Below are 19,556 nucleotides of genomic sequence, written 5' to 3' on the forward strand. Positions count from 1 at the left end.
GACCGCTCACGGACCAGGTCCAGGGGAAGTTGGTACGTGCGCAATTCACGTAACCCCCTGCTAATTGTTAACCCAGACCGGCGTTAGCAGCGCTTAACGGTTAGACCACGGGGTCCGCCGGAACGCGCGATGTAGGGATGCCCGCCCGTCATGTAAAGCGGTAATTTCGTGGCCCGGCCTGCCTGTGGTCCACAGGGGAAGAGGCGCGCGGGGGCGTCGGACTGGACGAAATCGACGCAGCCGTGCCATTAAGACTTGTCGAAACGCGCGTGGCGCGTCATGCGGCGCCCCCTGTTGCAACCGCCACCCACGGGTTCATGAGTCCTTCAACCGCCGCTGTCGCGTCCGTAAGGGATGTGTCGAAGACCTACGGAGCCAGAAAGGCGCTCGACGGCGTGTCCGTCGAAGTGGCCGCCGGCGAGATGGTCGCCCTGATCGGTCCGTCCGGATCGGGCAAGTCCACCCTGCTGCGCTCCATCACTGGACTGCATCCGATCGATCCCGGCAAGGGGACGATCCAGGTGTTCGGCGAAACCGTTCAGCAGAACGGCCGCATCACCGGCGCCGTGCGCAAGGCGCGCGGCAAGCTGGGCATGATCTTCCAGCAGTTCAACCTGGTGGGGCGTCTGTCGCTCTTTTCCAATGTGATGCTGGGCGCCCTGGGGCGTTTGCCGGGCTGGCGTGGCGTCTTCGGCGTCTGGCCCAAGGCCGACCAGGACCGGGCCATGGCGGCCCTGCACCGCGTGGGCGTGTCCGAATACGCCGCCCAGCGCGCCAACACCCTGTCGGGCGGTCAGCAGCAGCGCGGCGCCATCGCCCGCGCCATCGTCCAGGGCGCGCAAGCCATCCTGGCCGATGAGCCGGTCGCCTCGTTGGACCCGGTTTCGGCCCGCAAGGTCATGGAATTGCTGGTCGAGCTGAACAAGCGCGACGGCATGGGCGTGATCGTCACCCTGCACCAGGTCGACTACGCCATCCGCTACTGCGACCGCGTCGTCGCCCTGCAGAAGGGCAAGGTGGTCTATGACGGCCCGTCGACCGGCCTCGATTCCAAGCGCCTGATTGAAATTTACGGTCCCGAATACGAGGACGCGTTCTGGGAAGCCAAGGCATGAGCCGCATCGCCATCACCCGTCGCCTGCTGGGCGCCGCCGCCGTCGCGACCCTGACCCTGGGCCTCACCTCCTGCGGCAAGGGCGAGGACGCCAAGTCGGGCGCCGCCCCGACCGAGATCACCTTCTCCATCCTGTCGGCCGAGGGGCAGGCCTCGTCGGGTCCGATCTGGCAGCCGTTGCTGGACGACATGTCCAAGTCGCTGGGCGTCAAGGTCGTCCCGCGCTTCGGCTCCAACTACAACGTCCTGATCGAAGCGATGCGTTTCAACCAGTCGCAGGTCGGCTGGTTCTCGGCCAAGCCGGCGCTGGAAGCCATCGACCGCGCCAACGGCGAAGTCGTGGCCCGCATCGTCGATCCGGAAGGCCGCGACTCCTATCAGTCGACCCTGATCGTCAAGAAGGGCTCGGGCATCACGCTGGACAAGGTCCTGGCTTGCGACAAGAGCCTGACCTTCGGCATCGGCGACGCCCAGTCGACCTCGGGCACGCTGGCGCCCATGACCTTCCTGTTCAATCCGCGCGGCATCGTGCCGTCGCAGTGCTTCAAGGTCGTGAAGTCGGCCAGCCACCAGAACAACGCCTTCGGCGTCGCCGCCGGCGTCGTGGACGTGGCCACCTCGAACAGCGTCAACACCATCTTCATGACGCGCGAGAGCCCCCAGACGGCCGCTCAGCTGGAGGAAATCTGGCAGTCCCCGCCGATCCCCGAGTCGGGCATCGTCATCCGCGAGGACCTGGATCCGGCGCTGAAGGAGAAGATCCGCAGCTTCTTCCTGACCTACGGCCGGGGTGAGGGCGCCGAGGCCGAGCGTCAGCGCAAGGTCCTGCTGGGCCTCAACTATTCCATGTTCCGCGCCGCCGACGACAGCTATCTGGACCCGGTGCGCGAAATGGTCGCCGACCAGAAGCTGACCGAGGCTCGCGCCAAGAACGACACGGCCGGCGTCGCCGCCGCCGAGCGTGAACTGGCCGCTCTGCGCGCCAAGCGCGAGGTCCAGCCTTGACCGCACCCGTGACCACGGCGGCCATTCCCGCCGCGCCGACCAAGCCGCTGTCCGCCTGGATCTTCGACATCGCCCTGTGGGGCGGCATCGGCGCCGTCCTGCTGCTCAGCTTCAAGGCCGTCGATCTGCCGAACCTGAAGCTTCTGGTGACGCGTTCCAGCGACATCGGCACCTTCGCCAAGGAACTGCTGCATCCCGACTTCTCGAACTGGAAGATGCTGGTCGCCCAGATGTGGCAGACCATCCAGATCGCGCTGTGGGGCACCTTCCTGGCCGTCTTCCTGGCCGTGCCGCTCAGCCTGATGGCCGCGCGCAACATCGCCCCGACCTGGATGGTCTGGCCGGTGCGTCGCATCATGGACCTGCTGCGCTCGATCCCCGACCTGGTGATCGGCCTGCTGTTCATCGTCGCCGTGGGCCTGGGCCCGTTGGCCGGCGTTCTGGCCATCTCGCTGAACACCGCGGGCGTTCTGGCCAAGTTGTTCTCCGAAGCCGTCGAGTCGATCGACAAGGGCCCGGTCGAGGGCGTGCGCGCCACCGGCGCGGCCAAGCTGCATGAGATCGTCTGGGGGGTCTTCCCCCAGGTGGCGCCGCTGTGGACCTCGTTCGCTCTCTACCGCTTCGAGTCGAACAGCCGCTCGGCCACCGTCCTGGGCCTGATCGGCGCGGGCGGCATCGGCCAGGTGCTGTTCGAGAGCATGGGCGCGTTCAACTACAATCAGGTTTCGGCCATCGTCATCATCGTCGTGGTCGCCGTGACCCTGATCGACGTCCTGTCCCAGGCCATGCGCAAACGTTTGCTCTGACTGTCACAAAGGTCTGGCCGGACCGTCACACTCTGCTGCTCTAAAGCGTCGCATACTGACGACTTGGAGAGGTCCGGCCATGATCCGTTCCCTGAAACTCACCGCCAAATTCGGCGTCTGCGCCGCCGCCCTGGTCGCGCTGGCCGCCTGCGGCAATAACGAAGGCGCCGCCCCGGGCAGCCAGAAGGCCCGCGCGGGCATCTGGGCCGCCGGTTCCTCGACCGTCTTCCCCTTCGCCACCCGCGTGGCCGAGAACTTCGCCCGCACCTCGGGCGGCGCGGCCGCGCCGCGCATCGAGTCGCTGGGCACCGGCGGCGGCATCCAGGCCTTCTGCGCCGGCGTCGGCCCCTCGACCCCCGACATCGCCAACGCCTCGCGTCCGATGAAGCAGAGCGAGTTCGACCGTTGTGTCGCCAACGGCGTCACCGACATCGTCGAGATCAAGATCGGCTATGACGGCATCGTCATCGCCACGGCCCGCAGCGGCGCCAGCTTCAACTTCGAGCTGAACGACCTCTATGAAGGTCTGGCCAAGGAGGTTCCCGGCCCGAACGGAACCTTCATCGCCAACCCGACCAAGACGTGGAACGACGTCAACAAGGGGCTGCCGAACCAGCGCATCCAGGTCTACGGTCCGCCGCCCACCTCGGGCACGCGCGACGCCTTCCTGGAGCTGGGCATGGCCCCGGGCGGCAAGCTGATCCCCGCCGTCGCCGCCTTCAAGGACGACAAGACCAAGTTCGAGACCCTGACTCACACCCTGCGTGAAGACGGCGCCTGGGTCGATTCGGGCGAGAACGACAACGCCATCGTCCAGACCCTGACCCGCACCCCGGGGTCGCTGGGCGTGTTCGGCTTCTCCTTCCTGGAGCAGAACATGGACACGGTGAAGGCCGAGACCATCGACGGCGTGGCCCCCTCGGCCGAGACCATCGCCGACGGCAGCTACCCTCTGGCTCGCAGCCTCTACATCTACGTCAAGAAGGCCCACGTGGGCGTGACCCCGGGCCTGGAGCAGTTCGTCCAGGAGTTCATGTCGCAAGGCGCCGCCGGCCGCGGCGGCTACCTGCAGGACCGCGGTCTGGTGCCGCTGCCCGCCGACCAACTGACCGCCGAACGCGCCAAGGCCGCCGCCATGACGGCGATGGGCCGCCCGAACTAAGGGCGTTCAGTCGTCTGACAAAATGAGAGCGTCGTGGTCGAAAGACTGCGGCGCTCTTGTCGTTTTGCTCGTCATCCTCTGGCTTGACCCGAGGGTGACGGGGGCGGAGCGTGTGGGGGTGGAAAAGGCTTAGGCCGCGACCTTGCGCCTCAACCGGGCGATGCGGCGCAGGCGGCGCCAGAAACGACCCCGCGCCGGTTCGGGGTAGGGCTGCAGGTTCTCGACGAACTGCTCGGCCGAGGCGCGCCAGCTGAACTTCTCAGCATAGGCGCGCACGTCCTGGCGATCCAGTTCCAGAGCCTTCAGGCAGGCGGTCTTCAGGTCGTCGTCGATAACTCCGGCGTTGGAGCCGGGGATGATGTCGATGGGGCCATGCGCCGGATAGGCGGCGACCGGCGTGCCGGCGCCCATGGCCTCGAGGATCACCAGGCCGAAGGTGTCGGTCCAGCTGGGAAAGACGAAGACGTCGGCGTCGGCGAAGCAGCGCGCCAGATCCGCGCCGAAGCGGGCGCCCAGGAACTTGGCGTCGGGGTACTTCTCTTCCAGCTCGGCGCGGGCCGGGCCGTCGCCGACCACGATCTTGGTGCCGGGCAGGTCCAGTTCGAGGAAGGCCTCAATGTTCTTTTCCACCGCCACGCGGCCGACGTTGAGGAAGAAGGGGCGGGGCCACTCGTCGCCGCCCATCTCCTTGTAGATCGGTTCCAGGTCGGGGCGGAACAGGTCGGTGTCCACGCCGCGCGTCCAGGGCGAGACGTTGCGGAAGCCATGCTCGACCAGTTCGTCGCGCAGGGTCGGCGTCGCCACCATCAACCGGCCGGACGGCTTGTGGAACCACTTCATGTAGGCGTAGCCGACCTGGACCGGGATCGGGAACCGGGCCGAGACATACTCGGGGAACTTGGTGTGATAGCTGGTGGTGAAGGGCAGCTTCCACTCCACACAGATGCGGCGCGTGGCGATGCCCAGCGGGCCTTCGGTGGCGATATGGACGGCCTCGGGCTCGAAGGCGCGCAGGCGTTCGCGAATCTCTTCTTCGGCGCCCAGGGCCAGCCGGATCTCGGGATAGGTCGGGCAGGGGATGGTCTTGAACTGGCTGGGTTCGATGACCTCGACCTCATGGCCCATGGCGCGGCATTCGGCCACGGTGCGGGTCAGGGTGCGGACGACGCCGTTGACCTGGGGCTCCCAGGCGTCGGTGACCAGAACAATGCGCATGAAGTCGAGTGGGCCCGGGCCGTTTCGCTGAGCCGGAAGTTCTAGCCGCTTCGCATGACGAAGGCGAGACGGCTTACAGCGGCAGAACCGTCGTCGACTTCACCTCTTCGAGAACAGCATAGGTCCGCGTCTCGCGCACGCCCGGCATCCGCACCAGAATATCACCGAGGAAGACGCGGTAGGCGTCCATGTCGGCCACCCGCGCCTTGATCAGATAGTCGAAGCCGCCGGCAACCATGTGACACTCCAGCACCTCGGGCTGGCGTCGCACGGTGTCGGCGAAGGCGTCGAAGACGTCGCCCGTGGTCCGGTCCAGCAGAACCTCGATGAAGATCAGCAGGGCCCGATCCGCCGAGGCCGGGTCGATCAGGGCGGCGTAGCCGGTGATGACCTTGCGGTCCTTGAGCCGCTTGACCCGTTCGAAGCAGGCGGCGGGCGACAGATTGCACCTTCTGGCCAGTTCCGCGTTGGAGATGCGGCCGTCGGTCTGCAGCACGCGCAGCAGGCGGCGGTCGGTGTCGTCCAGAGTTTGCATGGCGGATCGGTCCATTTGCCGAAGGATCGCTGGTTCAGCTTGTCATCATACAATGCACATTCGGCCAAGTCCGCCATATATGCCGCAAATCGAAGGGTTTGATCCCAGGGTGAGATGATGACGCCGACCGACCTCAAGCACTGGGACGACCTGGACCGGAACAAGTTCCGCGACGAACGGGCCGTGGTGGCCGAACTGCTGGCCAAGCCCGGCCTGACGACGGCCGAGCGCGCCGACGTCTTCCGCGACGCCGTGGCCCTGGTCGATCAGGCCCGCGCCAGCCAGAAGAAGCAGGGCGTGGTCGAGAGCTTCCTGCAGGAGTTCAGCCTGGGCACCCGCGAGGGTCTGGCCCTGATGTGCCTGGCCGAGGCCCTGCTGCGCACCCCCGACGCCGACACCCGCGACCGCCTGATCGCCGAGAAGATCGGCTCGGCCGACTGGGCCTCGCACATGGGTCAGTCGGACAGCCTGTTCGTCAACGCCTCGACCTGGGGCCTGATGCTGACCGGCAAGCTGGTCGACGTGGATGAAGAGGCGAAAACCGACCTGTCGGGCTTCCTCAAGCGCATCGCCGGGCGTCTGGGCGAGCCGGTCATCCGTCAGGCCGTCGCCACCGCCGTCAAGATCATGGGCGAGCAGTTCGTGGTCGGCCGCACCATCGAGGCGGCGCTGAAGCGTTCGGACCGCGAAGGCTGGCTGTGCAGCTTCGACATGCTGGGCGAGGGCGCCCGCACGACCGCCGACGCCGAACGCTATGAGAAGATCTACGCCGACGCGATCGAGGCGGTGGGCAAGACCGCCAAGGGCCAGGGCCCGGAGGCCGGCCACGGCGTCTCGGTCAAGCTGTCGGCCCTGTCGCCCCGCTATGAGGCGACCCAGGAGGACCGGGTGTGGGAGGAGCTCTATCCCCGCATCCTGCGTCTGGCCCTGATCGCCGCCAAATACGACATCAACTACACCATCGACGCCGAAGAGGCCGACCGTCTGGCCCTGTCGCTGAAGCTGCTGGAGCGGCTGGCCCGCGAGCCGGAACTGGGCGACTGGAAGGGTCTGGGCCTGGCCGTTCAGGCCTATCAAAAGCGCACGACCGAAACCGTGGCCAAGCTGGCGGACCTGGCCAGGTCCTCGGGCCGCCGTCTGATGGTGCGGCTGGTCAAGGGCGCCTACTGGGACACCGAGATCAAGCGCGCCCAGGTCATGGGCCGCACCGACTATCCGGTCTTCACCACCAAGCCCGCGACCGATCTCAACTATCTGATCTGCGCCAAGGCCCTGATCGAGGCCTCGCCCTACATCTACGCCCAGTTCGCCACCCACAACGCCCATACCCTGGCCGCCGTGCGTCGCATGGCCCGCGACCGCAACGTGACCATCGAGCATCAGCGCCTGCACGGCATGGGCGAGGCCCTCTATGACGCCGCGCACGAGGCCTGGGCCGACGAGCACGTCATCGTCCGCGCCTACGCCCCCGTCGGCGGCCATGAAGAACTGCTGCCCTATCTGGTGCGCCGCCTACTGGAGAACGGCGCCAACTCCTCCTTCGTCCACGCCCTGCTGGACGAGCGCGTTCCGGCGACCGCCGTCGCCGCCGACCCCATCACCGCCGTCGAGGCCCAGCCCGACCGTCACCCCAGGATTCCGGTTCCCATGAACATCTACGGCGATCGCCAGAACTCCCTTGGCCGCGACTATTCGCAGGCCGCCGACCGTGAACGCCACGCCAAGGCCCTGGAGCGCGTCGACAGCGAGAAGCTGACCTCCGGCCCGATCATCGGCGGCAAGCTGAAGGCCGGCGTGAACCCGCAGGACGTGACCAATCCCTTCGACCGCTCGCAGGTCCTCGGCCATGTGTCCGAAGCCTCGGTCGAGGACGTGGACGCCGCCGTCACGGCCGCCGCTGAGGCCCAGGTCGCCTGGGACCGCATCGGCGGCGCCGGCCGCGCCCCGATCCTGCGCGCCATGGCCGACGGGCTGGAAGCCGACATGGACCGTCTGGTCGCCTTGCTGTCGCGTGAAGCGGGCAAGACCCTGAACGACGGCGTGGCCGAGGTGCGCGAAGCCGCCGACTTCTGCCGCTACTACGCCCTGCTGGCCGAGCGCGACTTTGGCGGTCGCCAGACCCTGAAGGGCCCGACCGGCGAGACCAATGAGCTGGTCCTGCACGGCCGCGGCGTTTTCGCCGCCATCAGCCCGTGGAACTTCCCCCTGGCCATCTTCACCGGCCAGATCGCCGCGGCGCTCGCCGCCGGCAACGCCGTGGTGGCCAAGCCCGCCGAGCAGACCCCGCTGATCGCCGCCGAGGCCGTCCGCCTCTTCTACAAGGCTGGTCTGAACCCCGATCTGCTGGCTCTGGTCCCCGGTCGCGGCGAGATCGTCGGCGCGGCGCTGACAGCCCATCCGGGCATCGACGGCGTGGCCTTCACCGGCGGCACCGACACCGCGTCGGCCATCAACCGCGGCTTGGCCGCGCGCCCCGGCGCCATCATCCCCTTCATCGCTGAAACGGGCGGCCTGAACGCCATGTTCGTGGACACCACGGCGCTGAAGGAGCAGGTCATCGACGACGTCATCCTGTCGGCCTTCGGTTCGGCGGGGCAGCGTTGCTCGGCCCTGCGCATCCTCTATGCGCCCAAGGAGGCCGCCGACGCCCTGATCGAAGGCCTGAAAGGCGCGCTGGCGACCCAGGTGATCGGCGACCCGACCGACCCCAGGACCGACATCGGTCCGGTGATCGACGCCGAGAGCCGCGCCAATCTGGAAGCCCACGTCGAGCGCCTGTCCAAGGACGCCAAGATCATCGCCCGCGCCGAACTGGCCCCGGGTTCGGACAAGGGCGACCTGTTCGCCCCGACCATCGCCGAAATCCCCACGCCCGACTTCCTCGAGCGCGAGGTCTTCGGCCCGATCCTGCACGTCTATCGCTATGACTCGAAGGACCTGAAGACGGTCGCCGCCAAGCTGGCCGCGCGCGGCTACGGCCTGACCCTGGGCGTCCACAGCCGCATCGAGGCCTTCGCCGACGAGGTCGTGCGTCTGGTCCCGGCCGGCAACGTCTATGTGAACCGCTCGATCATCGGCGCGGTCGTGGGCGTGCAGCCCTTCGGCGGCGAAGGCCTGTCCGGCACCGGCCCGAAAGCCGGCGGCCCCAACAGCCTGATCCGCTACGCCGCCGAAAAGGCCATCAGCGTCAACATCGCGGCCCAGGGCGGCGACCCGGCGCTGCTGAACCTCTGATCATCTACCGCTTATAGAAAAGCAGCCAGTCCTCGTGGTTCGAGAGGTCCAGAAGGGCCTCGTTCGACACGGGGGCGAGCTTGCTGTCAAAGCCGATCACCGACGGGGCGCCATAGAGCCCGGCCAGATACTGAAGCAGTTTGGCCGGCTCCTGGCAGCGCAGGGCGCTGAACTCGAGAACCAGAGCCGGGCGGTCTCTTTCGAGGATCGAAGTGGCGCCGCGGATCATGGCTTCCTCGGCCCCTTCGACATCGACCTTCATGAAGTCCACGCGGGACCAGTCGGCCAAAAGGGTGTCCAGACGCGCGCCCTGGATCACCAAGGTGGACTGATTGCTGGCGTAGACGGGATCGACGATGCGGGCGTTCTTCGGTTCGTCGGCCACGGCATGGAAGACCAGCTCGACATCGTCGTCGGCCACCAGAGCCTTTTCAAACACTGTCGTTCGGGCCCCGAAGCCATTGACCGCGACCGACTGCCTAAGCAGCCGCGCGATCGGCGGATTCGGCTCGAACGCCGCGACCTTTCCCTGGGCGCCCACCAGATCGGCGAAGAGCAAGGTATAGTAGCCGTGGTTGGCGCCGGCATCGACGACGTTCATGCCGGGCTTGACCTGTCTGGCCATGAAAACCGTCAGCCAGCTCTCCCAGAGGCCGTCCAGCAGCAGGTGCGGGCCGAAGCCAACATCAGCGGTTGAGACAAACATCTTGTAGCGGCCAAGGGTCCGGCAGACGGCGATCTTGTCACCGAGGTAGAGCGCATTGGCGAGCGCCCGGCAGCGACGCTCCAGTTCCCAGCGATCCAGACGAGTCAGCTCGTTCAGACCCAGAAGCGTCATCTCTGGAAATTTCGGTGTCACATCAGAACTTTCGATGAAATAGCGTCGTGGACTGACCCGAACGCGGTCGCCGCGACGCTTCTAGTAGATGCAAGTTGTGGCCGTATACGGGCTTTTCGACTGCTATGAAGGCCATCCGCCTGCGCGGCTCAGGGCGCTGAGGCGGGGCTTGGCGATCTGGGCGCCGATCCAGCGCGCGCTGGCGATCAACTGGTCCAGGTCGTAGCCGGTCGAGAAGCCGGCGCGTTCCAGCATATAGACCAGATCCTCGGTGGCGATGTTGCCGGTCGCGCCGGGGGCGAAGGGGCAGCCGCCGATGCCGCCGGCCGAGGCGTCCAGAATGTTCACCCCGGCCTCGACGCCCGCATAGGCGTTGGCCAGGCCGGTGTTGCGGGTGTCGTGGAAATGCAGGCGCAGGGTCGCGTCGGGCGCGGCCTTGCGGGCGGCCTCGACCTTTTTCGTGACGCTCCACGGATCGCCGACGCCGATGGTGTCGGCCAGGGCGATCTCTTCGACACCGAGGGCGGCGATGCGGGCGACCAGGTCGCTGACCTGCTGCACCGAGACCTCGCCGTCGAAGGGGCAGCCCCAGACGCAGGACAGGGTGGCCGAAAGCTTGGGCGTCGCGCCCGGCGCCCCTTCGGCGTTGCGGCGGCCCGCCATGATGTCGGACAGCATCTGCACCTGCTGGTCGACGTTCAGCCCCTGGTTCTTCAGGCCGAAGCCGTCGGTGGCGGACATGGCGACATTGACCTCGTCCACCGCCGTGCCCAGGGCGCGGTCATAGCCCTTGCCGTTCAGGACCAGGCCGATGCGGCTATGGCCCTCGGCGGGGGGCAGGGCGGCCATGACCTCTTCGGCCCCGGCCATCTGAGGCACGTATTTGGGATGGACGAAGCTGACGGCCTCGATCCGTTTCGCACCCGCCGCTTCGAGGCGGCGCACGAAGTCGGCGCGGACGGCGGGCTCCAGCACCGCCTTCTCGTTCTGCAGGCCGTCACGCGGCCCGACCTCGACGATCTGGATGAAACGTCCCATCAGCGTGCGCTCCGTTCGCCGGCGCCGGCGGGAGCATAGACGGTCAGGCGTACGTCGTCGCCCGAGGAATAGTTGTGGCCGCTGACCACGCCGACGGCGCGCCCGGCGGCGCCGAGGTCGGCCAGGGCGCGGCGGAAGGCCTCGTCGTCATGGGCCTCCACGATGGCGGGGCGGCCCTCGGCCAGGGCGCGGGCGGCGCCGGGGCCGTTGGTCAGCTGGGTGTCGCGCCCGGTCAGGAAGACGAAGCTGGGCTCATGAAATCCGGTGATGGCCACCGGCCCCGGATAGCGACCCTGGGCGGGGCTCAGCTCGGCCGATTCCAGGGTCTTCACCAGACGCGGCGCGATGGACAGGGGGCGCAGCTGGCGGATGGTCCCGGCCAGACCGGCGTGGGCGATGACGCCGCAAAGGATGGCGGCCAGAACCCCGGTGATCGCCGCCCGGTTGAGCAGCAGGAAGCCGCCGACCGCGCCGGCCATGACGGCGAAGACGATGGTCACGGCAGCCCAGGTCTGGGCCGTCGAACGGCCGAACTCGGTCAGGCCGTAGACGGTTATGGCGCAGATGACGACGGCGGCGAACAGGCCCAGCAAGGCGCCCGAAATGCGCGAGATCTTGCCGATCGGCTGGGTCAGGGCGGCGGCGGCCAGCAGGGCGATCGCGCCGAAGGTGGGCAGGGTGTAGTGCCACAGCTTGGTCGGGGCGATCTCGAACATCAGCCAGGCGGGCAACAGCCAGCAGACGGCGAAGCGGACGGCCGGCTCGGCCCGACGGCGCCAGCCGGTCGACAGGGCGGCGGGCAGCATCAAGGTGACGGGGAAGAGCAGCAGGGGGGACAGCAGGGCGTACATGCCGATGAAGCCGCCGTGGCTTTCGTGAGCGCCGGCCAGCTTGGGCGCCAGGTCGCCGCCGATGGCTTCACGCCAGAAGCCGCCGTCGGTGGCGATGGTGATGGCGATGGCCCAGGGTCCGACCAGCAGGGCCACCAGCGGCAGCCCCCAGCCCCAGCCCAGACGGCCCAACCACCTGATGTTCCGGTCCCAGACCGACAGGGCGATGATCGACAGGGACACGACCAGAAGGCCGATGGGGCCCTTGATCAGGATCGACAGGCCGACGCCCAGCCAGAACAGCAGCTTGTGCCAGCGCACCGGCTTTTCGCCCGCGCGCGTGGCCATGTAGATCCTCGCCAGCGCGGCCATCGACAGGGTGGTCAGGCCGCACAGCATGGCGTCGGTCTTGGCGATGCCCGCCTCGGACGACAGCAGGAAGGTGGCGCCCAGCATGGCGCCCGCCAGGAAGCCCGCGCGGTTGCCGAACAGGGCCGCCCCCGCCCAGGCCACGGCCCAGGCGGCCAGCATGGCCCCAAACAGCGACGGCAGGCGATAGGGCTGGATGTCGCGGTCCTCAACGTCCGAGGTCAGGCCGACGGCCACGGCCTGCATCCAGTAGATGCCGACCGGCTTCTTCCAGCGCGGTTCGTCCTGGAAGCGGATGTCGACATAGTCGCCGCTTTCCAGCATCTGCGCCGTGGCCTGGGCGAAGCGGCTCTCGTCGCGGTCCAGCGGCGGCAGCAGCAGCAGGCTGGGCAGGCCGGCGAGCAGGGTCAGCAGGGCCGCCAGAACGGGGCCGCGCCAGCCGGCGATGAGATGATCCAGGTTCGGGCGGTTCATGGCGCTGTCGTATCACGCCGACGCCGCCCCCCGGAAGCTTCAGCTTTGCATCCGCCGCGCGGCGCCGTTTCACTCGGACCCGACGATGCGCTACAGAGCGTCGGATGATCGACAGCCTCGCTTCCGTTCCCGATATTTCCGTCGTCGTGCCGGTGCACGACGAGTCCGGCGCCGCCGTGCCCCTGGCGCGCGAGATCGCCGAGGCTTTCGCCGGTCGGTCCTATGAAATGATCTTCGTCAACGACGCCAGCCGGGATTCCACCCTGGCCGAACTGCAGGCGGCGATGGCGGAACTGCCGACCCTGCGGGTGCTGTCGCACGCGACCAACGCCGGCCAGAGCCGCGCGGTGCGCACCGGCGTCCTGGCCGCGCGCGCGCCGATCGTCGTCACCCTGGACGGCGACGGCCAGAACCCGCCCGCCGACGCGCCGCGTCTGGCCGACGCCCTGATCGCCGCCCCCGCCAATGTCGCCCTGGTCGGCGGCGTCCGCGCCAAGCGTCAGGACTCGAACGCCAAGCGTCAGGCCTCGATCTGGGCCAACCGCATCCGCAAGAAGCTGCTGTCCGACGACGCCGACGACACCGGCTGCGGGCTCAAGGCCTTCCGTCGCGACGTCTTCCTGCGCCTGCCCTACTTCGATCACATCCACCGCTACCTGCCGGCGCTGACGATCCGCGAGGGGTATGAAAACCGCTACCTCGACGTCGATCACCGCCACCGCGAGACGGGCCGGTCGAAATACACCAACTGGGGTCGGCTGCGGGCGTCCTTCTCGGACCTGCTGGGCGTGATGTGGCTGAAGTCGCGCTCGCGTCGTCCGGGCGCCATCAGCGAGTTCTGACCGAACCGCCGCCATATGGCCGCGCGTCGGAAACAGGGTTAAACAGGGCGATCTGGAGGGGCCGCCCATGCTGATCGCCATACCGCTGCTGATCGTGCCGGTCGTCATCTATAATATGGTGATCCTGCTCGGCGCAGGCGGCGCCGATCCCTTGCTCGGGCCGACGGCGGTGCTGGGCGAGGTCCTGTTCCGCGTGCCCATGACCTCGGGCGCGACGTGGAGCATCAGCGTCGGCGACCTGATCCTGTTCCTGTCGCTGATCCTGCTGTTCGTGGAATTGCTGAAATCGACCTCCAGCCAGAGGGTCGCCATCGTCAATCACGCCCTGTCGATGGCGCTGTTCGTGATCTGCCTGGTCGAGTTTCTGCTGCTGCCGGGGTTCGCAGGATCGGTCTTCTTCCTGATCCTGACCATGGTGCTGCTGGATGTGCTGGCGGGCTTCATCGTCACCATCATCGCCTCGCGGCGCGACTTCGACCTGAACCCGCGCTAGAGCGTCAGGCCAGCGGGGCCCGCTCCATGCGGTAGACGACCCCGCCGCTGCGGCCTTCATAGGCGTCCACCGTTCGGCGATGCAGGCTTATGACGATAGCGCCCCCCGCGGCGCGCAGGTCCAGCCCGTGCGGCGTCAGGCGCCAGCTTCTCGCCCTGGCCAGATCGGGCAGGCGGCAATCCTCCAGCACCACGCCGTAGCCGCCGTCCGACGCATTGAGGTTGAGCGCCAGCAGACAGGTTCGCGCTTCGCCCTCCGCCGAAATCCGCCACAGGCCCACGGCGTCCTGGGGAGTGGCGGGAGAAGAAGCGGGGGCGGCAGGGGTCACGGGTGGGGCCTCGGAGCGACAGGCCGCGGCGGAGGCTGCGGCGGCCCAGACGAAGATCGGAACGGCGATGAAGGAGAAGCGGCGCATGGTTTTGTCCGTGACGCCGACCTCGTGTTGAGGCGGTTGTCGGGCAGAAGTCTATCCTGACTGCAACCGACGCGATAGGTTGTCGGTTTCCGCCCACAGGGGTTCTTCGAAGGGCGTTTGGAATGTTGCGTGTTCAAAAGCCTTCTTCCTGACGGACCGGGAACCCGGCCACTGGCGGACGCCTTTCGGGCGTGCCGGGCCCATTTCCTGTGGGCGGCGGGGTTCAGCGCCCTGGTCAATCTGCTCTACCTGACGCCGACCCTCTACATGATGCAGGTCTATGACCGCGTCGTGCCGACGGGCGGGCTGACGACCCTGGCCTTTTTGACCGTGATCGCCGTCCTGGCCCTGGCGGCGTTGTCGGGGCTGGACTGGATCAGGGGGCGCCTGCTGCTGCGCGCCGGTCTGCGTCTGGACCGCTTGCTGTCGGCCCGTGTTCTGGCGCGGGTCACGGACCGCGAGGGGCCGGCGCCCGGCGCCCAGGTCCTGCGCGAGTTCGACAATGTCCGCTCCGCCGTGGCGGGCCAGGGCGCCCTGGCGCTGTTCGACGCGCCGTGGACGCCGATCTATCTGCTGTGCTGCTTCCTGCTGCACCCGGCCATCGGCGTATTGACCCTGGTCGGGGGCGCGATTCTGGTGGCGCTGGCCGTCGCCAATGAACGCGACAGCCGCGCGCGTCTGAGCGGGGCGATCCAGGCCGCCAACGCCGCCTATGCCGCTCAGGAGGCCATCGCCGGCCAGGCCGAGGTCGTGCGCGCCCTGGGCATGCGCGAAGCCAGCATCGCCCGGCAGGTCGGCCAACGCCGTGAAGCAGTCTCCCGACAGGCCGACGCCCAGCTGACGGGCGGACGATACAGCGGCGCGATCAAGTTCGTGCGCCTGACGCTGCAGTCGCTGGCGCTGGGCGTGGCGGCCCTTCTGGCCGTGCGCGGTCAGTTGTCGCCGGGCGCCATCATCGCTTCCTCGGTCCTGCTCAGCCGCGCCGTCGCGCCGGTCGAGCTGCTGGTCGGCGCCTGGCCCGGCCTGGTTCAGGCTCGCGCCAGCTGGCGTGCTCTGGTCGAGCTGTTCTCCTCGACGGCGTCTCAGGAGGCGCAACGCACCGCCCTGCCCGATCCGGGCGGCCGGGTGACGCTGGAGGGCGTTTCCATGCGCTACGCCGGCACGGAGGCCCCGCAGCTGCGGCAGGTGTCGCTGTCGGTGTCGCCGGGCGAGGTGCTCGGCGTCATCGGGGCCAGCGGCTCGGGCAAGACCACCCTGGCGCGCATCGTGGCCGGAGGGATGAAGCCGACCGCTGGCGTGATCCGTCTGGACGGCGCGGCCTATGAGGCGCGGCCCGGCGACGATCTGGCCCGGCACATCGGCTATCTGCCCCAGACGCCCAGCCTGTTCGCGGGGACGATCAAGGACAACATCGCCCGCTTCGCCTCGACACTGGAGCATGACCCGGTTCAGGTCGATCGCGACGCCGTCGCGGCGGCCCAGGCGGCGGGCGCCCACGACATGATCCTGCGGCTGCCGCACGGCTACGACACCCTGCTGGGGCCCTTCGGCGCCGGCCTGTCGGCGGGCCAGGCCCAGCGGGTCGCCCTGGCGCGGGCCATGTTCCGCGACCCGGTGTTGCTGGTGCTGGACGAACCCAATTCTAACCTGGATCAGGAGGGCGAGACCGCCCTGTTGTCCGCCGTCAAAAGCGCGGCGTCGCGGGGCGCGGCCGTCGTGGTGGTGGCGCATCGCGCCGGGGTTCTGGCCCAGGTCGATCGGCTGCTGATGCTGGCGGACGGGGCGGTGCAGATCGAAGGCCCGCGCGAGACCGTGCTGGAACGCCTGCGCCACGCCAGCCCCAACCGGACCTCCGCCGCATGACCGCCGCGCCTCCTCCTTCGTCTCAGGTCCCTGAAACCGACGCGCCGGGCCGGGACATCCGCCTGGGCGCGGCGATCTTCGTCGCCTTCTTCGTCGTCTTCCTGGGATGGGCCGCCTTCGCGCGACTGGACGCGGGGGCCTATGCTCAGGGCGAGGTGTCTGTTTCGGGCAACCGGCAGGCGGTGCAGCATCGCGAGGGGGGCGTGGTTTCGGCCCTGAAGGTGGCCGAGGGCGATCATGTGACGCGCGGTCAGATCCTCGTCGAACTGGCGTCCGGGGAACTGGTCGCCGCCGAGCGGGGGCTGGCGGGGCAGGTCTACGCCCTGCTGGCGCAGCGCGCGCGCATGACGGCCGAGCGGGACCGCCTCGGCGCGGTTCCGACGCCGCCGGAACTGACCGGCCTGCCGCCCGAGGATCAGGCCCTGGCCGACGAGGCCATGCGGCTGCAGCGGCTGCAGTTCTCCGCCCGGCGGGTCGGCCGGGGCACCGAGACAGGCGTCCTGTCGCAGAGGTCGCAGCAGTTGCAGCAGCAGATCGCCGGACTGGAGCGCCAGATCGCCTCAAACCTGGAGCAGCGCCGCCTGATCGACGAGGAACTGGAGGGCGTGCGCTCGCTGGCGGCCCAGGGGTATGCGCCGCTGACCCGCGTCCGGGCGCTGGAGCGCACCGCCGCCTCTCTGGAAGGCGACGAGGGATCGCTGCGCGCTCAGGTCGCCCGCGCCCGTGAAGCCATCGGGGAGACGCGTCTGGAGATGTCGGGCGTGACGACCAAGCTGAACGAGGATGTGGCCGAGCAGTTGAAGCAGGTCGAGGTCCAGTTGAACGAACTGCGTCCGCGGCTGACCGAGGCGCGCGCCCAGATCGCCCGCAATCAGGTGCGCGCGCCCGCGACGGGCCAGGTGGTGGGGCTTAGCGTCTTCACCGTCGGCGGGGTGATCCAGCCGGGTCAGATCCTGATGGAGATCGTGCCGGACGACGCCTCTCAGGTCATCGTCGCTTCGGTCAGCCCGGACGATATCGACAACCTGCGCCCCGGCCTGATCACCGAGGTCAAGTTCCCGGGCCTGCGCGACCGCAATCCGCCGATCATCCACGGCCGCGTCACCCGCATTTCGGCCGACCGTCTGACGTCGGAGACCGCCTCGGGGACGCGGCCCTTCTATCGGGTGGAGATTGTCGTGCCCGCCGAAGAAATGGCGCGTCTGGGCCCGTCCGCCGCCAACATCCGTCCCGGGATGCCGGTCGAGGTGGTGGTCGTCACGCGCAAGCGCACGGCCTTGCAGTATCTGTTCGAGCCCCTGACCCGCAGTCTGTTCCGTTCGGGCAGCGAACGCTGAGGCGCGAAGGCTAGCTGAAGGCGACGAAGACCAGGGCGACCACGGTCAGGTCGAACAGGCGGGCGGCGAGGTTGAGGACGGCGGGCATGGGCGGAGTTCCGGTCGAAGACGCCGGAGCCGTCGCAAACGCCGTGCCATCGGCGGAGCCGGCTCAGACCTCGGTCTGGCTGGCCTTGCCCACGCGGGGGCGTCGGTCGCGTTTTCCTGAATATTCCGCGCCCAGATAGGTGGAGCGGGCGGCGTCCAGCACCGGCGGGCCGCCCTTCAGGCCGCGCTTCTGGCCCGTCTGACCGATCACCTGGGCGGCGAACAGGGCGGGCGGCGCCACGACAGGATGGGGCGGCGACACGGCAGGCTTTGCCGGGGAGGCGGCATGATCGACCCGCTCGCCGGCCGGGACCAGGGCGCGGGACGCCTCTTCGGCCTGCGCCCTGGCGGCGGCCCGACGGTCGCGTTCGCGCCGATCGCCCTCGCGGCGTTCCTGCACCGTGGGACCCTCCAGAGGGCCGACCGGGCGCACGCCGTCGGTCATTTTCCGGCGCCGGCCAGACGGTCGATCTGGGCGCGCATCTCGTCCATCTGACGACGCATCTCGTCCAGGGCGGGGTCGGCCTTGGGCGCTGATGCGGGCGCGGGCTCGGGCGTCTTTTCAGCTTCGGCCTCGGGACGGCCATAGGCGGTCAGACCGGGGAACATCTTCATGGCGCGCTCGAACATGGCCATGTTCTGACGCACGGCCTCTTCCATCAGGCCGCCGCCGGGCGCGCCGGCGAAGGCGCGGCTGAACTGGCTGCGCAGCTGCTCTTGCTGACGGGTGAAGCTGTCCAGCGACATCTCCAGATAGGAGGGCAGGACCGCCTGCATCGAATTGCCGTAGAAGCCGATCAGCTGGCGCAGGAACTGCACCGGCAGCAGGGCCTCGCCGCGGCTTTCCTCCTCGAAGATGATCTGGGTCAGGATCTGGCGCGTCAGCTCGTCGTTGGTCTTGGCGTCATAGACGACGAATTCAACCCCCTCGCGCACCATCTGCGCCAGGTCTTCCAGCGTCACATAGGCGCTGGTGGCGGTGTTGTAGAGCCGCCGGTTCGCATACTTCTTGATGACGACGACGCCGTCATGGGTTTTTCCGCCCTCGGATTTCTTGTCGGCCACGCTTGTTCTCGCGTTGTTGCAACGCCGCACTATCACGCGTTGCGCGCGCGAACGCCAGAGGTTGGAATCGTCTCAGGCGGCGCCGGGCGCCAGAACCACCCCGACCAGGACGGCGGCCCAGTGCACGCCGGCGCCGGCGACGACGAAGCCGTGCCAGATGGCGCGGCGGAATTTAACCTTCTGGCTGATGAAGACGAAGACGCCCGAGGTGTAGATCAGCCCGCCCGCCACCAGCAGGCCGAGCGCCAGCGGGTGGACCGTCTCGATCATCGGTTTCAACGCGAAGATCGCCACCCAGCCGAACAGGACATAGACCCCGCTCCAGAAGACGTCGGAGATCCGTGGGGCGAACATCTTCACGCCGACCCCGGTCAGAGCCATCAGCCAGACGGCCAGGGTGAAGCCGATCGACCAGGCGCCCTCGAACCTCTGAGTGGTGAATGGGGTGTAGCTGCCGGCGATCATCAGGAAGATGGCCGCCTCGTCCAGCCGCCTCAGCACGGGGCGCGCCGCGCACGGATGGGTCAGGTTGTAGATGGTCGAGGCCGTCAGCATGGCCACCAGGCACAGGGCGTAGACGGCGGTGGCCACGACGGCGCCGATGCCGCTGTATAGCCCGGCCAGCACGGCCAGGACCACGCCGCCGACCGCCGCCAGCCCCAGGCCGACCACATGGACCCACAGGTCGGCCAGCCGCTCGGCGCGCGACTGATAATGCTCGATCATGTCGAGGTCATCGGGCGCCCATGCCCGGCTCGCCAGGGATTTCAGCCGCACCAGCATCACTCCTGAAAAAGCGTTCGCTGCGGGATCGTTCCCGTCAGATTGCGCCCG

Annotated in this window: 18 protein-coding genes; 9 read left to right on the forward strand and 9 right to left on the reverse strand. The window is 68.4% G+C overall.

All coding sequences use genetic code 11. The features are described 5' to 3' along the window. Positions 1–317 precede the first annotated feature (317 nt). The 4 genes from phnC to VGE49_RS13695 all read left to right on the forward strand — a co-directional run bounded on the left by phnC (position 318) and on the right by VGE49_RS13695 (position 4,087). On the forward strand, positions 318–1,115 hold the full coding sequence (phnC, locus tag VGE49_RS13680; RefSeq protein ID WP_331035089.1) for a phosphonate ABC transporter ATP-binding protein: 798 nt from the start codon (positions 318–320) through the stop codon (positions 1,113–1,115). Then, entirely contained in the window at positions 1,112–2,119 is a 1,008-nt protein-coding gene (phnD, locus tag VGE49_RS13685) for a phosphate/phosphite/phosphonate ABC transporter substrate-binding protein (protein WP_331035090.1), read from the forward strand. The genes phnC and phnD overlap by 4 nt, the downstream gene beginning before the upstream one ends. Further along, positions 2,116–2,925 carry a phosphonate ABC transporter, permease protein PhnE gene (gene phnE, locus VGE49_RS13690; protein ID WP_331035091.1) on the forward strand — a complete coding sequence of 270 codons (810 nt, stop codon included), beginning with the start codon at positions 2,116–2,118 and terminating at the stop codon, positions 2,923–2,925. The genes phnD and phnE overlap by 4 nt, the downstream gene beginning before the upstream one ends. A 79-nt stretch (positions 2,926–3,004) precedes the next feature. Beyond that, positions 3,005–4,087, forward strand: coding sequence for a substrate-binding domain-containing protein (locus VGE49_RS13695; protein WP_331035092.1), 1,083 nt, complete (start codon positions 3,005–3,007; stop codon positions 4,085–4,087). A gap of 129 nt (positions 4,088–4,216) precedes the next feature. Here the strand turns inward: VGE49_RS13695 and VGE49_RS13700 are convergent, their stop codons facing one another. After that, a complete protein-coding gene (locus VGE49_RS13700) occupies positions 4,217–5,302 on the reverse strand; it encodes a glycosyltransferase family 4 protein (protein WP_331035093.1) in 1,086 nt (361 codons plus the stop codon). 73 nt (positions 5,303–5,375) lie between these two features. Continuing rightward, positions 5,376–5,852: an Lrp/AsnC ligand binding domain-containing protein gene (locus tag VGE49_RS13705; protein ID WP_414643663.1), complete on the reverse strand. Its 477-nt coding sequence runs from the start codon at positions 5,850–5,852 to the stop codon at positions 5,376–5,378. A gap of 102 nt (positions 5,853–5,954) precedes the next feature. Between VGE49_RS13705 and putA the strand changes: the two genes are divergently transcribed. Further along, a complete protein-coding gene (gene putA / locus VGE49_RS13710; RefSeq protein WP_331035095.1) occupies positions 5,955–9,071 on the forward strand; it encodes a bifunctional proline dehydrogenase/L-glutamate gamma-semialdehyde dehydrogenase PutA in 3,117 nt (1,038 codons plus the stop codon). A 4-nt stretch (positions 9,072–9,075) separates the two neighbouring features. On the opposite strand, the gene VGE49_RS13715 is transcribed toward putA, so the two are convergent. From VGE49_RS13715 to VGE49_RS13725, 3 genes are all read right to left on the reverse strand, one after another. Next, entirely contained in the window at positions 9,076–9,909 is an 834-nt protein-coding gene (locus VGE49_RS13715) for an FkbM family methyltransferase (protein WP_331035096.1), read from the reverse strand. Positions 9,910–10,032: 123 nt separating this feature from the next. Further along, complete coding sequence (locus VGE49_RS13720) at positions 10,033–10,947, reverse strand: hydroxymethylglutaryl-CoA lyase (RefSeq protein WP_331035097.1); 915 nt, start codon at positions 10,945–10,947, stop codon at positions 10,033–10,035. Next, positions 10,947–12,620 (reverse strand): ArnT family glycosyltransferase, encoded by a 1,674-nt coding sequence (locus tag VGE49_RS13725; protein WP_331035098.1) that lies wholly within the window; start codon positions 12,618–12,620, stop codon positions 10,947–10,949. Before VGE49_RS13725 ends, VGE49_RS13720 begins: the two co-directional genes overlap by 1 nt. 104 nt (positions 12,621–12,724) lie before the next feature. Between VGE49_RS13725 and VGE49_RS13730 the strand changes: the two genes are divergently transcribed. Next, on the forward strand, positions 12,725–13,462 hold the full coding sequence (locus VGE49_RS13730) for a glycosyltransferase family 2 protein (protein WP_331035099.1): 738 nt from the start codon (positions 12,725–12,727) through the stop codon (positions 13,460–13,462). Between the two features lie 67 nt (positions 13,463–13,529). Further along, complete coding sequence (locus VGE49_RS13735; protein ID WP_331035100.1) at positions 13,530–13,955, forward strand: hypothetical protein; 426 nt, start codon at positions 13,530–13,532, stop codon at positions 13,953–13,955. 4 nt (positions 13,956–13,959) lie between these two features. Here VGE49_RS13735 and VGE49_RS13740 read toward each other — a convergent pair whose 3' ends face one another. Beyond that, entirely contained in the window at positions 13,960–14,370 is a 411-nt protein-coding gene (locus tag VGE49_RS13740; RefSeq protein ID WP_331035101.1) for an AprI/Inh family metalloprotease inhibitor, read from the reverse strand. 129 nt (positions 14,371–14,499) lie between these two features. Between VGE49_RS13740 and VGE49_RS13745 the strand changes: the two genes are divergently transcribed. Both VGE49_RS13745 and VGE49_RS13750 read left to right on the forward strand, forming a co-directional pair. Beyond that, entirely contained in the window at positions 14,500–16,233 is a 1,734-nt protein-coding gene (locus VGE49_RS13745) for a type I secretion system permease/ATPase (protein ID WP_331035102.1), read from the forward strand. Continuing rightward, complete coding sequence (locus VGE49_RS13750) at positions 16,230–17,570, forward strand: HlyD family type I secretion periplasmic adaptor subunit (RefSeq protein ID WP_331035103.1); 1,341 nt, start codon at positions 16,230–16,232, stop codon at positions 17,568–17,570. Before VGE49_RS13745 ends, VGE49_RS13750 begins: the two co-directional genes overlap by 4 nt. Positions 17,571–17,721: 151 nt before the next feature. Here VGE49_RS13750 and VGE49_RS13755 read toward each other — a convergent pair whose 3' ends face one another. The 3 genes from VGE49_RS13755 to trhA all read right to left on the reverse strand — a co-directional run bounded on the left by VGE49_RS13755 (position 17,722) and on the right by trhA (position 19,505). Then, positions 17,722–18,102, reverse strand: coding sequence for a hypothetical protein (locus tag VGE49_RS13755; RefSeq protein WP_331035104.1), 381 nt, complete (start codon positions 18,100–18,102; stop codon positions 17,722–17,724). Further along, positions 18,099–18,722 carry a polyhydroxyalkanoate synthesis repressor PhaR gene (gene phaR / locus VGE49_RS13760; protein ID WP_331035105.1) on the reverse strand — a complete coding sequence of 208 codons (624 nt, stop codon included), beginning with the start codon at positions 18,720–18,722 and terminating at the stop codon, positions 18,099–18,101. Before phaR ends, VGE49_RS13755 begins: the two co-directional genes overlap by 4 nt. Before the next feature lie 72 nt (positions 18,723–18,794). After that, positions 18,795–19,505, reverse strand: a complete 711-nt coding sequence (trhA, locus tag VGE49_RS13765; RefSeq protein WP_331035106.1) for a PAQR family membrane homeostasis protein TrhA — start codon at positions 19,503–19,505, stop codon at positions 18,795–18,797. Between the last annotated feature and the right edge of the window lie 51 nt (positions 19,506–19,556).

Origin of the sequence: Brevundimonas sp. (assembly GCF_036405315.1) — a bacterium.
In the GTDB taxonomy this organism is placed as follows: domain Bacteria; phylum Pseudomonadota; class Alphaproteobacteria; order Caulobacterales; family Caulobacteraceae; genus Brevundimonas.